Annotated in this window: 17 protein-coding genes and 1 tRNA gene; 5 read left to right on the forward strand and 13 right to left on the reverse strand. The window is 47.5% G+C overall.

Going from position 1 to position 14,404, the window contains the following annotated elements; translation table 11 throughout:
* Window positions 1-49: 49 nt before the first annotated feature.
* Window positions 50-184, reverse strand: coding sequence for a hypothetical protein (locus tag QUA74_RS23745; RefSeq protein ID WP_333334064.1), 135 nt, complete (start codon window positions 182-184; stop codon window positions 50-52).
* Between the two features lie 68 nt (window positions 185-252).
* On the opposite strand from QUA74_RS23745, the gene QUA74_RS23750 reads away from it, so the two are divergent.
* Complete coding sequence (locus QUA74_RS23750; RefSeq protein WP_333334066.1) at window positions 253-468, forward strand: type II toxin-antitoxin system Phd/YefM family antitoxin; 216 nt, start codon at window positions 253-255, stop codon at window positions 466-468.
* A 53-nt stretch (window positions 469-521) separates the two neighbouring features.
* Here the strand turns inward: QUA74_RS23750 and QUA74_RS23755 are convergent, their stop codons facing one another.
* The 4 genes from QUA74_RS23755 to QUA74_RS23770 form a co-directional block, all read right to left on the reverse strand.
* Complete coding sequence (locus QUA74_RS23755) at window positions 522-782, reverse strand: hypothetical protein (RefSeq protein ID WP_333218003.1); 261 nt, start codon at window positions 780-782, stop codon at window positions 522-524.
* 13 nt (window positions 783-795) lie between these two features.
* Window positions 796-978, reverse strand: a complete 183-nt coding sequence (locus QUA74_RS23760) for a hypothetical protein (RefSeq protein ID WP_333334068.1) — start codon at window positions 976-978, stop codon at window positions 796-798.
* A 383-nt stretch (window positions 979-1,361) separates the two neighbouring features.
* The gene (locus tag QUA74_RS23765; RefSeq protein ID WP_333334070.1) at window positions 1,362-1,706 is read right to left on the reverse strand and encodes a hypothetical protein; all 345 of its coding nucleotides are present in this window, start codon (window positions 1,704-1,706) and stop codon (window positions 1,362-1,364) included.
* Between the two features lie 67 nt (window positions 1,707-1,773).
* A complete protein-coding gene (locus QUA74_RS23770; RefSeq protein ID WP_333334072.1) occupies window positions 1,774-2,355 on the reverse strand; it encodes an RNA polymerase subunit sigma-24 in 582 nt (193 codons plus the stop codon).
* Between the two features lie 205 nt (window positions 2,356-2,560).
* Between QUA74_RS23770 and QUA74_RS23775 the strand changes: the two genes are divergently transcribed.
* The gene (locus QUA74_RS23775; protein WP_333334074.1) at window positions 2,561-3,943 is read left to right on the forward strand and encodes an NB-ARC domain-containing protein; all 1,383 of its coding nucleotides are present in this window, start codon (window positions 2,561-2,563) and stop codon (window positions 3,941-3,943) included.
* Here the strand turns inward: QUA74_RS23775 and QUA74_RS23780 are convergent.
* Window positions 3,902-4,069 carry a hypothetical protein gene (locus tag QUA74_RS23780; protein ID WP_333334076.1) on the reverse strand — a complete coding sequence of 56 codons (168 nt, stop codon included), beginning with the start codon at window positions 4,067-4,069 and terminating at the stop codon, window positions 3,902-3,904. The genes QUA74_RS23775 and QUA74_RS23780 overlap by 42 nt on opposite strands.
* Between QUA74_RS23780 and QUA74_RS23785 the strand changes: the two genes are divergently transcribed.
* Window positions 4,068-4,409, forward strand: coding sequence for a DUF433 domain-containing protein (locus tag QUA74_RS23785; protein WP_333334078.1), 342 nt, complete (start codon window positions 4,068-4,070; stop codon window positions 4,407-4,409). The two genes, QUA74_RS23780 and QUA74_RS23785, sit on opposite strands and share 2 nt — an antisense overlap.
* Before the next feature lie 3 nt (window positions 4,410-4,412).
* Entirely contained in the window at window positions 4,413-4,754 is a 342-nt protein-coding gene (locus tag QUA74_RS23790; protein WP_333031540.1) for a DUF5615 family PIN-like protein, read from the forward strand.
* Window position 4,755: 1 nt separating this feature from the next.
* Here the strand turns inward: QUA74_RS23790 and QUA74_RS23795 are convergent, their stop codons facing one another.
* The 6 genes from QUA74_RS23795 to QUA74_RS23820 form a co-directional block, all read right to left on the reverse strand.
* On the reverse strand, window positions 4,756-5,394 hold the full coding sequence (locus QUA74_RS23795; RefSeq protein WP_333334080.1) for a type I restriction endonuclease: 639 nt from the start codon (window positions 5,392-5,394) through the stop codon (window positions 4,756-4,758).
* 312 nt (window positions 5,395-5,706) lie between these two features.
* Window positions 5,707-6,786 (reverse strand): class II fructose-bisphosphate aldolase, encoded by a 1,080-nt coding sequence (fba, locus tag QUA74_RS23800; protein ID WP_006633469.1) that lies wholly within the window; start codon window positions 6,784-6,786, stop codon window positions 5,707-5,709.
* 192 nt (window positions 6,787-6,978) lie between these two features.
* Window positions 6,979-7,050: transfer RNA gene (locus tag QUA74_RS23805), tRNA-Lys, on the reverse strand.
* A gap of 69 nt (window positions 7,051-7,119) precedes the next feature.
* Window positions 7,120-7,989 (reverse strand): aldose epimerase family protein, encoded by an 870-nt coding sequence (locus QUA74_RS23810; RefSeq protein ID WP_445302172.1) that lies wholly within the window; start codon window positions 7,987-7,989, stop codon window positions 7,120-7,122.
* Window positions 7,990-8,126: 137 nt separating this feature from the next.
* A complete protein-coding gene (locus QUA74_RS23815; protein ID WP_333334083.1) occupies window positions 8,127-10,202 on the reverse strand; it encodes a CapA family protein in 2,076 nt (691 codons plus the stop codon).
* Between the two features lie 12 nt (window positions 10,203-10,214).
* On the reverse strand, window positions 10,215-10,370 hold the full coding sequence (locus QUA74_RS23820; protein ID WP_158307982.1) for a hypothetical protein: 156 nt from the start codon (window positions 10,368-10,370) through the stop codon (window positions 10,215-10,217).
* Window positions 10,371-10,971: 601 nt separating this feature from the next.
* Here QUA74_RS23820 and QUA74_RS23825 point away from each other — a divergent pair.
* Window positions 10,972-11,283: a DUF6679 family protein gene (locus tag QUA74_RS23825; RefSeq protein WP_006633466.1), complete on the forward strand. Its 312-nt coding sequence runs from the start codon at window positions 10,972-10,974 to the stop codon at window positions 11,281-11,283.
* Between the two features lie 332 nt (window positions 11,284-11,615).
* Here the strand turns inward: QUA74_RS23825 and QUA74_RS23830 are convergent, their stop codons facing one another.
* On the reverse strand, window positions 11,616-13,250 hold the full coding sequence (locus tag QUA74_RS23830; protein ID WP_333334087.1) for an MBL fold metallo-hydrolase: 1,635 nt from the start codon (window positions 13,248-13,250) through the stop codon (window positions 11,616-11,618).
* Between the last annotated feature and the right edge of the window lie 1,154 nt (window positions 13,251-14,404).

Below are 14,404 nucleotides of genomic sequence, written 5' to 3' on the forward strand. Positions count from 1 at the left end.
CATCTGGTGGAGAATTGATACTTTGATTATAACGAGTGTCGATCGCCCCTTATTGACCTCTACCCGGTTTACTATCGGCAAAACCTGACCATTCCGAGTATAAGAAACTGGCGATCGCACCCCGTAGAATCATCGCAGTGTTTGGTATTTGGTGCGAGGGGCGATCGCTTTTTTTTTCACTCAAGCATCGCTTTCCGTCTAATCCTCGCATTCTCATAGTAGAAATAGAATAAGAGTGTGAGCAGTCAACAAATGGCACAAATTACCACCACTGAATTACCCCAAACCCTCCAGACTCTATTTATAGAGGTCGAACGTACCAAAACCCCTTTAACCGTCATCCATGAAGGGAAAGCATTAGTGATTATTTATCCTGCGACCACCCAAGATCCACGCCCCACATTTGGTGCAATGAAAGGAAGCGGTGAAATATTAGGAGATTTAATTGCTCCTGTCGCCGAACTGTGAGAAGTTTTGGAATGAAACTTTTACTCGATACCCGCATTTAGCCAGCGATCGCACTAGACTGTTGCTTGAACAAGCATATCCTCTACCTGCCTAATTTGCTTCCAATCAATTACTGCAACCCAAAGACTTTCCTCTTCTGAATATTGCACTACGCCATCGACTTCTAACTCTTCGTCATACAATGCTAGCAATTGACCATCTTCCAACTTAATATTTTGGCGACTCAAATCTTCAATCGTACCAACGCAATTTAGGCGAAGGCGACCCTGCTCATCCGCATTATGAAAATCTGCAAAGATTCTGGGATATTTCATATTTTTACTTTACTCAGGATGATTGTTGTGATGGATTAGGAATCGTTGGTGTCAGCAGCCGACTTGCTTTTTCTGGTGTTAAGCCAGTTAATGTTGCATGATTTGGGCTTCGGCCAGAAGTACGGATGACATCTCCATCGGACGATCGAACCTCACCCACTGTCGTCACACCAACTTGTCCATGAGGGATTGTCACTGCTAACTCTGCTACAGATAATCCTACTGCACATTCTACAGAAATTCCCGTAATGCCGCTGGGGTGAGTTGCCGTACTGCGTTTAATATCTTCTGGGCGATTACGACCGCCACGAACTACTAAGGCCTCGTTTGGAATTCTTTCGACAAGTGTAGGCTGTTTGATTTAAGTACGCGCTATACTTTAGCAGAAATATTTGTCCATAGGGCGATCGATCTTTATGATTGGTGAGGCGATCGCCCTCTGTGCAATCAGCGCACTTTGAAATGGTGGAAATGGATAAGATTGTAAGTAAAAAAAGAGGTTGGGTGACACCAGCGTCAACCCAACCTACAAAAAAGGGCGATCGCACTAATGGAGAGCAGCAATCACACTTATTCCTTTTATACTAGGCGGACATATTCACGTAGTTGGGAACGTAGACCTGGAGTAATCATTGGAAAATTATTGATTTCTTGAATGATAGAATTCTCAGATCTGCCACTCTTCTTAAGCTCCTGAACTACAGCCTTTGCTAAAGTCTCAACCCCAACCTTTGCAATCATGCTTGAAACGCCTGCAATCAAGGTGAGAGCAAGTGCGCCACCAATCATGCCAAAAGGACCACCTAAAAAAGCTAACGAAGTTGTAATTGCTACGGCTCCTGCATAAGAAGAGGTTGCAACAAGCCCAACTAAGACTAAACCAGCAACTCCTAGACCAGCTAACTTATTGACTATCTCATCCATAATAATTAAGTGCTCCGCTAAACTTCCGATTAATTAGCCCTTCAAAGTCAAACTGAACTAACTATCTTTACCCTTTACCTCCAAACAGTTTATATATTCCGTATCCAACAGCAGCCGCCGCAGCAACAGGTGCAGCCGCAACTATGGCAGTACCAGCAATTGCGCCTCCCCCGACAACGCCACCGATACCAGCAAGGGTGCCCATAATTGCAGCACCAGAAGCACCGCCAGCTACCGTTACAGCACCAGCACCAACTAGACCAGCAGCAGCCCCAATGTTTGTAGCTGTTCTTGCCGCTGCACGAGCATCATTCTCTTCCTCAGACAAGTTGGATTGCTCTTTGAACAAAGTTTCATTCATTATTTTTGCCCCCAGATAAGCTGGGCCTGCTGCTAATACCGCAGGAGCCGCCGCCATACCACCACCAACCACACCACCTGCAGCAGCTAGACCAGAAGTAATTCCTGCTCCTGAAGTTGCTGCAACAGTCAACCCTGTTGCAGCACTGGCAGCCGCACCTACCGCAGCACCAGTTTCTGCAACCGCTTTGACTGTTTTGACTGTATTTCCATTAATTCCCATAGTTTTTTCTACAACATTTTCTACCTCTTCTTCACCTGCTTTGCTGGCAAAATCTTCCCAATTCATAAATCAATTTATCCTTTTAATACTTGTTCCATTATCCTTAATAAATTCAAGGTTTGTCTAGCCCAAAAAAGTTCTATTTTGCCGCCAATTCTCCCTCGCTTTTACTTTTACTTTAATCTAAGTTTGTACAACAATGTACGAGAATGTACGAAAATGTTGGCAGTTGTGAGCTACAATACACAAAACTCTCGCATCTCCCTGCCAGATGAATCTTAAAGAAATGTTAAATGTCGCCGATCGCATAGTTTTCGAGAAAACAGGTCAGCACCTTGACGATTTACAAGCAGCGGTACTGCGGGGAACTCTACAACGCGAGAAATACAAAGAAATAGCGAAAGATTTTGACTGTTCGGAAAGTCGCATCAGGGAAATCGGATCGGAATTATGGCAATTACTTTCAGAGGAGTTTGGGGAAAAAGTCAGTAAATCGAATTTTCGCTCCACAATGGAGAGGTTGCAAAACTCTAATGTTGTAAACTTTGCACAAGATGTTGTAGTGAGCAGTATTTTTAACATTTGCGGACAAGCTAGACACCCACCAAATATCCCAAACTCACACCCACCTAATCAGGAAACAGCTAACCCACAACAAACCAAAACTCTACATCAAGATTTAAGCGAAATGCCAGAGTTGGGTGATTTCTACGATCGCACTCCCGAACTCCAAACCCTCACCACCTGGATTTTACAACAACGCTGTCGGCTCATCACCCTCACCGGCATCAGCGGTATCGGCAAAACCACCCTAGCAGTACAACTCGTACAACAAATTAAAGACGAGTTTGAGTACGCAGTTTGGTACACACTAGACGAATTCCCCACCCTAGAAAAATTTCAATCTAACCTAATACAGCTTTTTTCCCATTCTGAAAAACAAGATTCATCCCCAACAAACCAAAAACGCTTACCGCTGATTAAGTATTTACAAAACCATCGCTGTTTAATCGTCTTAGATGACGTTCACAACCTTTTCTGTAGCGGCGAATTTGCAGGAAAATATAAACCAGAATGCGAAGAATATCGCTCTTTATTCAAACAAATAGAAAAATTATCTTATCAAAGCTGCTTGATGTTAATCGGTTGGGAACAACCGAGAGAAGTGACTCAAGTTAAAAACCAAAATACTTCTATTCGCACCTTACAAGTCAAAGGTTTAGACATCGCCGCCGCACGGGAAATACTCAGAGATTATGGGTTAGAAGAAAGCGACAACAGTGAAGCACTCATTCATCGTTACCAAGGCAACCCCCTATGGTTAAAAAGCGTGGCGAATCTGATTCCAGACTTGGGAGGAGGCGTGACAGAGTTATTACCAAATAATACCGTATTGTTGCCGGAAGATTTGAAAGATGTTTTACAGCAGCAGTTCGATCGCCTATCGGAACTAGAAAAACAAGTAATCTCCTTGTTAGCGAAAGAAATCCAGCCAATCCACCGGGCAAAATTGCTAGAAAATGAGATAATTCCGGCTTCAGATTTGCTAAATGCGCTGCAATCTCTATCGCGGCGCTGCTTGATTGAACAACAAGCAAATTTTTACACGATTTCACCTGTACTGAGGCAATATGCGATCGCCCAGGCGGTGTAATTGATACAACCATTGCTTGCATTCTCGCCCTTCACCCAAATTACTAGGAGTGGCAATGGGCGATCGGGTAAATGGGGCGATCGGTTCGATAGAATAATTGGTAGTAGCAATTCCATTGTTTGTCATGACGCTGAAAGAATTAGAGCCTCAACTCCTGGCACTCTCTGACGACGAAAAAGCTCAAGTCGTTCAACTCCTATCTCAAGGTAAAATCACTCCTTGGCGCGGTATTGAAAAAACGCCTGATGTTTGTGGCGGGAGTGCCTGCATTGCTGGAACTCGCATCACCGTTTGGGGACTTGTAGAAGCTCGTCGCATTGGCTACAGCGAAGCTGATTTACTCACAAGCTATCTATCGCTATCTGCGACTGATATTGCTAACGCTTGGGCATACGCCGAAGCTTTCTCCGATGAAATTGAAGCAGAAATTCGGGAAAACGATGAAGTGATGGACGAGGATTTGTAGCAGATGGCACGTCTCTATGCCGATGAGCAATATCCCTATCCTGTTGTAGAATTACTGAGAGCTTTAGGACATGATGTTTTGACTGTCCAAGAAGCAGGCAGAGCCAATCAGAAAATTCCTGACCCGGATGTTTTAGCTTTTGCTACTAGCGAAAAACGTGCCGTCATTACCGAAAACCGTAAAGATTTCTTTCGGCTGCACCGCATACAGCCCCTTCATGCTGGCATTATCGCCTGTACGAACGATCGCAATTGGGAAGCACTGGCTAACCGAATCAACGCGGCTATTACAGCAGAAGAATCTTTGCAAGGTAAACTGATTCGTGTTGTGCGCCCTTCACCGTAACTTAGATGGCAGTGATGCCTTGGCCTAAATGCTTCAAGACTTGAAAAGCCGATCGCAATTCACTTCGCACAGTATAAATCGAAAATGCCCGCGATAACCCGTATTCGGCTGTAGGTTGAGCCCTGAGTTTCACAAACAACACATCATCGCCATTCGTCAACATACCAAATCTCGGTTTATCCAAATCAGGATTTGCCATCATGTATGCTAATGCTTGGGGTAATGCCGATCGCGTCGAAATCGTAGTCTTCTTACACTCCAAAACCATTACCCAAAGCTGATTCTGCAAAATCAAAATATCAATTCGTCCGCGCAGGGTTTCTTCCCCATCATCGATCGCAATTTCGATTGCAGCTTCAGCCTTCATCCTGAAAGGTGGATCGTAGAATCCCGCCAGTTCTAACAAAGGTGATGCCACCAGCAATGTCACTGCCCCTTCTAACAATTCTCCATCGGCTCTATGATATAGCAATCTACGTCGTAGCGTATCCAAAGCAGTCTGTTCAGAATCGCTAAGACTTGGCAATTGGGTTTGCCACTCGGTAAAAAAAGCCTCATCCTCAGTTCGGCTCAAATTCAACCTTGATTTAGCCTCCTCTTGGCTTTTAATAGCTTCTGTAACTGCGATAACCTTTGCCATTCGTTCACCTTTGATTCAAACGGTTGAATTTCCCAGGAAAATTAGCTTCATTGTAAGCAAAAATAGGGAAACTGCTATAGCGATCGCAGTTTTCAATATCATATGAATTCCGGTTGAATTGGAATGATTAAACCGCAGAGGACACAGAGAACACAGAGTCAGAGAACAGAGAGATGAATAATTCCTATGCTACCGGATTTGATATCACTTCTATTGGTTTGTGTCCAAAAACAAAAACCGGGCAACTTCAAAGCTACCCGGCAATCCTAACTTTAGACTTCAGACAAATCTCAAATCTAAAACCTAAAATTCTTAAACAGCTACAGTCTTCTTAGCAGAAGAGCTCAGTTCGCCCTTAGCATACTTAGCTGCAAAATCGTCCAAAGACACTTGCTTAATCTTTGTACCGTGACCAGCGCAACCGAAAGAGTTATAACGATCGCTACAAACCTTCTGCATATACTTGATCGACGGCTTCAAGAAGTGGCGGGGGTCAAACTCATCGGGCTTCGCAAACAAAGCTTCGCGCACCGCAGCAGTAATCGCCAAACGGTTGTCAGTATCGATATTGATCTTACGAACGCCACACTTGATGCCTTTTTGGATTTCTTCCACAGGTACGCCGTAGGTTTCGCGGATTTTGCCACCGTTGCTGTTGATGATTTCCAGCAATTCTTGGGGCACAGAAGAAGAACCGTGCATTACCAAGTGAGTATTCGGCAAGCGGCGGTGAATTTCTTCAATGCGGCTGATTGCCAAAATTTCGCCAGTCGGCTTGCGAGTGAACTTGTAAGCGCCGTGAGAAGTGCCGATCGCCACTGCTAGAGCATCAACGCCGGTTTGCTCGACGAAATCCACAGCTTGTTCAGGATCTGTCAGCAACTGATCGTGAGAAAGCGCACCTTCAAAGCCGTGGCCGTCTTCTGCTTCGCCCATTCCTGTTTCCAGAGAACCCAAGCAACCCAGTTCGCCTTCAACGCTAACGCCGATCGAATGAGCAACATTCACCACATCGCGAGTAACTTGAACATTGTACTCGTAGCTAGCGGGAGTCTTAGCATCCGCTTCCAGAGAACCGTCCATCATCACGCTGGTGAAACCTTGGCGCATGGCAGAATAGCAAGTACCGGGGGCATTGCCGTGGTCTTGGTGCATGGAAATGGGAATGTGAGGATAGGTTTCAACTGCTGCCAAAATCAAGTGGCGCAGGAAATTTTCGCCAGCGTAGGAGCGAGCGCCGCGAGAAGCTTGCAGAATCACAGGGCTGTTGGTTTCGTCAGCAGCGCGCATGATCGCTTGGATTTGCTCCATGTTGTTGACGTTGTAAGCCGGTAGGCCGTAACCATTTTCAGCCGCGTGGTCGAGCAGCAATCGCATAGGTACAAGCGCCATAGATATTCCTCCTAATTATTTGTGATTTTTGGGCAGTGAATTTTGGACAAGCTTAATTCTTACGATAATATTAAGACAATTTGCCACCGATCGCGCACTATCTTTCTAGATTTACTTAAAAGTTCAAAAAACAAAATTTTGAGTTCCGAGCATTCAGCTCAAAACTCAAAATTCTTAACTCACAAATTTTTATGGGTCGCCCGGGATTTGAACCCGAGACCAATCGGTTAAAAGCCGAATGCTCTACCGCTGAGCTAGCGACCCGCGAAAACACATTGTTACCGCACACAATTTCTAATAGTAGCACCCCTCTTTTGAAATAGCAAGTGTTTTTTAAATAAAATTTGCCGTCATGCGAACCAGCATCTCGCAAGTCGCTCCCGGCTGCAAATAAATCAAGTGTTCGCCTGTGTTGAGGGCATTTCGAGGAGCCGTCCAAGGTTCCAAACAGTAAAAATCCTTGCCCTTCACCATCCAGAAAACCAACTTCCCATAGCTGGAGTTGTAACTGAGGGTGAGCCGCAAGCCGCTCGCCGCGTCAGTGACAGTAGCAGCAAGACCAGTGAGTTCGTCAAAGGAAACATCAATTTCATCCAACGTCGGGTCAAAAACCCCGGTGAAGTAACCCTTTTGATGGGTGTTCTGATCTCTGTACTGCATCCCCGGAATCTCAAAGCGCAGCTTAGATTTGTCCGTCGCCAAAAAGTAGGGGTGCAAACCACTAGAAAACGGCATGGGTTCAGCAGACAGATTGGTGTATCGCTGAAAAATTTCCAAAGAATTGCCTTTAATCTGATAAGTGAAGGCTAGTTGGAAATCAAAGGGATAAACAGCCAGCGTCTTGTCACAGCTATCGAGAATTAGCGTAAGAGCGGCGCAACCCTCAGTAACTTGTTCGCCTATTGTCCAAGGCAAGTCACGAGCAAAGCCGTGCTGTTTGAGCTTACGCTCCACTCCCTTGTGCGTGTAAGTATTGTCGGGGAGATTGCTGCAGATGGGAAACAGGATGGGAATCCCGCCACGTACAGTCAGATCGGGATTGGCGAACCGTTCCGCGTCCAAGTACAAGATTTCTTTGCCTTCAACCAGCCAGCTAGTGGCAATACCGCCCCGTTCCGGCACAACTTCTAGAGTAGAGTTAGCGGTTTCGTCGGAGAGGATATAGGTTTTGTACTGCTTTTGCTTGAGCGCGATCGCAAACACATTTGTCATCGGTAGTAGGTCATTGATCATTGGTTGTCAGTAAATCGGTCATTAATAATTGGTCGCTGGTATGTGGATGTTCACCCATTACCGCCCCTATTCTCCCCCTGCCTCCTCCTTGTTCCGACCCCCATCGGCTAACCAATGCTCCCAGCTATAGGAGGCAGGGCGAGCCGGTGCTTGGAGCGTTTGCTGCTGGTACCTGGAACGATCGCTGAGGTGGGCTGCTGTTGGAGTGCGACTTCAAAAGATACACCCCTGGGGGGAAGATAGCTTTGGGGACTCGGCACTGCTCCTTGACTAGGAGATGGGGGCGAAATAAACGGTTCTTTGATGAATGGCTCTTTGGTAAAGGGCTCTGGTTCCCGGCTGGGATTTTGAGGTTGAGTGGGGTAGATGCGCGGCGGCAAATTTTGATTCGGAGGCGGGTTGGACTCAATTGCAGGCCCTGTCCCGTTCGGGAAAAATGAGGAGTTGTCCGGCTGTTGGGGCGCAGTCGGCAAAGTCGGCAAAATCAAAGTAGGTTTGGGTTGTCCGGGCCCTTGCTGAGTGCTTTCACCGGAGGTACCCCCGGAACCTCGTCCGGGCTGGTATGTACCGCTCTTTGCTGATCCTGGCAATGGAGAATTTGGAGTTTTTGGTGTGGCTCCTGGCTGGACTAGGGCATCGAGAACTACAGAAGAGCGCATCGGTCGATCGAAAATACTAGAAATTTGCTCGACGCGTTTGAGGATGCGATCGGCTGAGGCCCCCTTCACCACCTTCGGCTGAAACTTTTTCACCTCCACAGGCAGAAACTCTACCTTCATATTCCTGTCTTTGAGCGATACTTTCAGGACTGCGGTATCGTAATCCCTGCGAGCATTCCCGCCGAATATAAAATTACCCAGCGAGTAAACTATCGGCCGGCCCTTATAAATTTCTGCACCTTGCAATACCTGGGGATGGTGTCCCACTACCAAATCAGCTCCTTGGTCGATCGTGAACCGAGCCAAATCAATCTGCCAGTCCCCCGGATAATCTGCCAATTCGACTCCCCAGTGGTAATTAACAATAATCCAGTCTACCTGACCCCTAAGAGCTCGAATATCCTCGGCCACGCGATTGTTGCGGCGGGGGTTAGTGCCCGCTTTCCCTTGGTCGGCGACGTTAAGCTCGGCATCATAATAACCGAGGTAGGCAATCCGCTGACCCTTAACTTCAATAATATCTGGACGCCTCGCTTGTTTAATATCTCTGCCGGCTCCCAGGTGTTGAATCCCACTACTATCTAGAGTATTCATAGTCTCCACCAGCCCCGGTTCCTCGTAATCCATAGCGCGGCTATTTGCCAGATTGACAATATCCACTCCTCCGGCTGTTAATACTTTCACCGATTCTGGATCGGCTTTAAAATTTAATTGTTTTTTGGCAGAGCCCAATGTAGAGCGAGTCAGGGAGTTTTCTAGGTTCACCATCGCCACATCTGCTTGCCGGTACTCGTCCATATTGGCGAAAGCCCATTGGTGATCGTTGGCAGCAGATGCTCCGAGCGCATCCGATAGATTCACATTTCCTCCGAACATCAGCGTTACTGTTGGGTCGTAAGGATTAGCAACTTGCTTTTGCTGTACTACTGGTACCACTTCTAAGGCCGCTTGCACGGTATCCGCACGTTTTGGAGGAGGCCCCGACATTACCGCAGTTTGCTGGTACCCGGATACTGGGGATACTGACCGCAGGGTCAGAGCTTCGTGGTAGCTGACCCAACACCCTAAAATAAATGAGGCAAGTGCCGAGCCCACTAGCAGCAGAGAACGATACGTTTTAAATTTAACCCAATCGACGACCGGTAGGGAACGGTAACGCCGCCGCTGGCGGTTTGCCGGAGTCACAATTCGCACTGACTGTTTCCAGAGAATGTCTGCATCCCCAGCCAAGCGCGCGTGAATTCGCACTCCTTCTACTGCTGGCGAGTTGAGTCTCCAGAGTTGGTGGCAAATAAATTTGACTAAGCCTTCCCGGAGTGTGCTCCCGAGTAATGTAGTATCTGGCGCAAATTCGCGCTGGAATTCTACGAGGATTTGGACGCAGCCGGCCTGAGCCTGTTCGACGCGGGCATAAATCCCTTCGGGGCGTAGCAAGCTATCAATCCAGTAATTCAGGGCTTGAAAGTTGCCCGATCGCGCTAGCTCCAAGATAGACGGCTGCGACCAATTTTCTGCGTACACCATCAATTAGCCTCCTTAATACGCACGAGCGATGACTCCAATTTGTTTTGAACGGAACCGCAATTCTTTTAGCTTAACCGCCACAGGTTCCGCTGCCCGTTTTGAAGCTAGTTGTTGGCCGCCACCATTTTCTACATTTAGGGGCTGCCTGCTGTCAGTGATTTTTATCACACTCCGGTCTGTAGATTTGAGATTTGAGATTTGAGATTTTAGATTGAGTTCACAGAGGGTACTCGGGGTCAGAACAAAAGTCGAAACAAAAGGTTTCTAGGGGAGTTGAAGTAGACAAGAGCGAGATTTATGAGGCAGAGCCTGTTTTTATTGTCGCTGTTTGAGTGTCGCTTTAAAGCTTTCGCTTTGAGATTTGAGATTTGAGATTGAGCCTTGACGGCGTTAGTGGGCGATCGAACAAACGTCGTCACAAGATGTTTCTGGGGGAGTTGAGGCAGAAGAGAGCGAGATTTATGAGGCAGAGTCTGTTGTTATTGTCGCTGTTAATCGCGTGCCGGAGTCAAGTCCAATGCTCTGATCTATGCTGGCAAATGCCTCTCACGAGGGATGCAACTAGCTGCACAACCTGTAATTGGATAAATGGCGTACTAGATAGATTTGGTGGTAAAATCAAATTTGGTAACTCCCATCGGTACAAAAGTTGCGGAAAACGTGAAACTGGCCAGTCCATACGGCTGTGCCTTCCGATGTAAAACCCAAAGTACGTTACGGTAAACAGACCATATTTTAAGCAAGTTACACTGCGCAGGAGAACTGACAAATGCTACAGCGCAAAATCTATCAACTCTGTTGTGATGGTCGTGAGGTTTCTATTTTTCTTCGAGATCAGCAACGTTGGATAGAGCGCGCTCGTATCCTAGATATTGAAGGGGATCTAGTCACGCTGCGCTACGAAACCGACGAAGAAGACGAAATCAGCTCCTGGGAAGAAATGGTGCGTCTCGAAAGTATTGGAGCTGTGTCCCAGAAGTTGGCTTCGGTATCCCGAACTAACTGCGAACCCCTAGTTTCTGACGATTGTCCCGAAGCCGAACAAATTCGCAATCACTACCCGGACTCGAATTTGGAATAGTTTTGAGCTCGCGCTTGAGGCACAAGGAAAACTTGGGGGGAAAAGAAAACGACTTTTCTCCCTTTTTTGTGAAGAAATTATCCAAAAAACCCGGTTTAGGCCAAAAATATTCTGGGTTGTGACCACATAAGCTATTTTGCCTTTAAATTTAAGCTTGATGGCGGGATCTCCTGCCCAACCCCTACTCCCCACAACAGCGTAAGTACACAGTAGTTTAAAAATTCAATACGCCATAGCTTACCCCTGCTGAAAGCGGGTTTTTTGTCTGGGTGCGTCCAGGACTGTTCTTTTGTTTTCTTTGCCTGCGGGCTGGTTTCGAGGTGTCCGACAGCTTATTCGCCGTCTGTTTCGCCATCTAGGAAAAGTTCCGACTCCGGTATCGCTTTAAACACGGGACAGTAACCGTCGGGGGTTACTTTAAAGCCAAACAAAGCACTGGACTGGTTCCAACAGCGCTGGCTGCGGTAGTGCTGACAATTGCCGCAGCATTCGAGGTTGGCTTGAACGGCGCTACCTTGAAAAAGGAGTTCCCGCTGGGAGATGCCGCGCAGTACGAGTTCTTCGCCTTGCCAGCGCGCTTCTACCAAACCGGTATCGGCAAAATTGGCCCACCGAGGATCGGCTGTAATCGGACTCGGCAAGCTAATTGCTACCTCTGTGCCCAATTCGCTAAGTTCTCCCTCATAGTTAGTTTCTGGGATAGCGGGCTGCAAAAACATTTCCCCGATCGGCAATTCGACAAGTGTTCCGGCCGCCGGAGTGTGCAACTGGTAGCGGTTTCGCAGCTCGTCCAAGTTAGCCAAGTCAGCCAAATATGCAGGGGAACCGTGGATCAAAATTACGTGCTGGGGACGCAAATTGTGGATGAGTTGGGTCGTCCCCGGCCCGTCGCAGTGTTCGGCTAGTAGATAAGTTTCGACACTTCTGATTCCAGAGTCGGGCCTGTTGCCCAGCCAGTCGCTGACGGGATATCCAGGTTTTTGAGGGGCGAGCAAAATCCAAGGATGTGTGCGCTCGGCAACATACAAAGCCAAATCAGCTATTTGGTCAGTAATCACAATACAGGGCGTGGCTCCCAATCCGGGGCGCTGTTCGGCAGACAGCCGGCGGACGCGGGGTTTCACCCTTTCGTCCCAAAACAAAGGTTGGTGCAGAGCAAAATTTTGGACAGCCGTGGGAAATTGGGGTAACAGTTCCAAATAAGCGTCGCACCCGTCGGCGACAGTGCCGTCCACCCAAATATCCAAGTCGCGGCCAGTAAAGTAGTGGTGACTGCGGAGCAGCATCAGCAGTTCTTGACCCAAACCGAGCGCGGGCGCGGGCAGCAGTACCGAGTACCCGTCGGCGATGGCGCGGTGGATGCGATCGGCTAACTGATTTTCCAGTTGTCGGCGGTGAGGGTGGCGCGCCGTGCCGTAACTGCCTTCCAAAATTAACACATCCGGCTTCATGCCCCTAAGTTCTCCCAGGGGCAAACCTTCCACCAAACGAGAATTGGACAGGAAAAAGTCGCCGGTGTAAACCACTGTGTAGGTGCGGTGCGGGGCGGCATAAGTCAGCAGCACAGTCGCCGCTCCGGGCAAATGGCCCGACGGGAACAACTGCACGCTTAGTCCTGGGCGCACTTCGAGCGGCGACTGCCAGGGCAGTCCCTGACAGAACCGGGACTCTGGCTGCTGAGCCAGTTCTGGCCAGTTGAGCGGTAGCAGTCGCGCTGTCACTTCGCTGGCGTAGATTGGCAAGTGGGGGAAAGATTGATGGAGTGCTAGCAAACCTCTGGCATGATCAGAGTGGGCGTGGGTACACACCACAAAATCGGCTGGCAGCGATCGATTTAGTGTCGCTGACAAGGGTGCAATATCCTCTACACCGCAGTCGAGTAAAATGCGGTGCGGCCCCATTCGGACTAGCAGACAGACCCCTTCCTGTGCGTGGCCTGCGCCGTAAGGTAAACAATCGAGATCCATCACTGCGGTTAGCTCCCTGCTTTGCACGCAACTTGCAGTATCGCCACATTTAAACATTGGTTGCGACTGCATTCATTCGATCGAGTTCAGTCTCGGACGCTGAAACCGGGTTTGATGAACGAAAACACTTTGTTGCCGCCCTAGCTCCCGGTTAAAAAACCCGGTTTATCAAAGTTCTGGTGCGTAAGCCCTGGAGCTATATGTTTGCTCGAAGGCTCCGACTCCCGTCAAAGGGAAGTAATTGCACTTAAGGTTTGATGCAGCACCAAGAAGGCGATTTTCCGAAGGCATTTGCCTGACGGGCATTCGACCTTCGACAAAGTTCAGGCTACTGGTTCTGGCATCAAAAGTTACATTTTATTGCACCATGTAAGAGTACCGAACTCGATCTCATATTCTGAGTTTTAAACCTTTTTCCACAATTTGCGCCTGCTAAAAGCTAGTCTTTTTTATGAGAAGATTTTAATTCAGATGGCCAAAGATCTTGATAAAACTTTACAATTCTTCATTTTTAGGGTTTTGAGGGTCGTGTATTGTCCAATCTGAAAAACGGAGAACCAGCATCGAGCTAGCTAACTGCTTTTGTCAGGGCAGAGAGAGACTTTATGAGTTTGATCGGTTTCTTTGTAAAAGTTTGATACATTCTTCTAAGCAAACCTGCTGGCTAGGGAGGAGAGAGTTTAAATGGCTTTTTGACCCCGCCCAAAAACGGATATAAGTTTCCGACAGCAATCGCCAGCAGCCCAAAGTTTTAGACTCGTGTTCAAGCTCCAGATTCATCTGTGAAATAAATCGAAAATCGAAAATCGACTGGCTGCCCCATAATAGGTTTTTTTTACTCCGCTCATTGACTAGGGGACAAAACGATGCGTTCTTTTGTTTTCCCCCAAACATAGCCACATCAATCCCCCGACAAGAGATGATATTCATACTATAAAAATACCACTAGCTTGCCAGAAGTAATCTCAGCTCGATCAGTCTCCAACCAGCCTGTAATCTCCTGTTTTTTTATCATTGCTTGGTCTTATTTAGGGTTGAGTTTTGGAGTTTTTGCAGCTAACACGTGCGCCGTTTAACCCCGCATTCCGCAGATATTTAAGCAGAGGTAAAGCAAGATAGATTCGGCAACAATAAACTCCCAAACGATTGCCGTG

Source organism: Microcoleus sp. LAD1_D3, assembly GCF_036702135.1.
GTDB lineage: Bacteria > Cyanobacteriota > Cyanobacteriia > Cyanobacteriales > Microcoleaceae > Microcoleus.

Coding starts and splice junctions, on each gene's coding strand:
- fba (WP_006633469.1), bottom strand. CDS start 6,786: ATGGCGCTTGTACCTATGCGATTGCTGCTCGACCACGCGGCTGAAAAT.
- QUA74_RS23830 (WP_333334087.1), bottom strand. CDS start 13,250: ATGGATCTCGATTGTTTACCTTACGGCGCAGGCCACGCACAGGAAGGG.
- QUA74_RS23815 (WP_333334083.1), bottom strand. CDS start 10,202: ATGGTGTACGCAGAAAATTGGTCGCAGCCGTCTATCTTGGAGCTAGCG.
- QUA74_RS23765 (WP_333334070.1), bottom strand. CDS start 1,706: ATGGATGAGATAGTCAATAAGTTAGCTGGTCTAGGAGTTGCTGGTTTA.
- QUA74_RS23795 (WP_333334080.1), bottom strand. CDS start 5,394: ATGGCAAAGGTTATCGCAGTTACAGAAGCTATTAAAAGCCAAGAGGAG.
- QUA74_RS23755 (WP_333218003.1), bottom strand. CDS start 782: ATGAAATATCCCAGAATCTTTGCAGATTTTCATAATGCGGATGAGCAG.
- QUA74_RS23750 (WP_333334066.1), top strand. CDS start 253: ATGGCACAAATTACCACCACTGAATTACCCCAAACCCTCCAGACTCTA.
- QUA74_RS23790 (WP_333031540.1), top strand. CDS start 4,413: ATGGCACGTCTCTATGCCGATGAGCAATATCCCTATCCTGTTGTAGAA.
- QUA74_RS23780 (WP_333334076.1), bottom strand. CDS start 4,069: ATGACAAACAATGGAATTGCTACTACCAATTATTCTATCGAACCGATC.
- QUA74_RS23770 (WP_333334072.1), bottom strand. CDS start 2,355: ATGAATTGGGAAGATTTTGCCAGCAAAGCAGGTGAAGAAGAGGTAGAA.
- QUA74_RS23825 (WP_006633466.1), top strand. CDS start 10,972: ATGCTACAGCGCAAAATCTATCAACTCTGTTGTGATGGTCGTGAGGTT.
- QUA74_RS23775 (WP_333334074.1), top strand. CDS start 2,561: ATGAATCTTAAAGAAATGTTAAATGTCGCCGATCGCATAGTTTTCGAG.
- QUA74_RS23785 (WP_333334078.1), top strand. CDS start 4,068: ATGACGCTGAAAGAATTAGAGCCTCAACTCCTGGCACTCTCTGACGAC.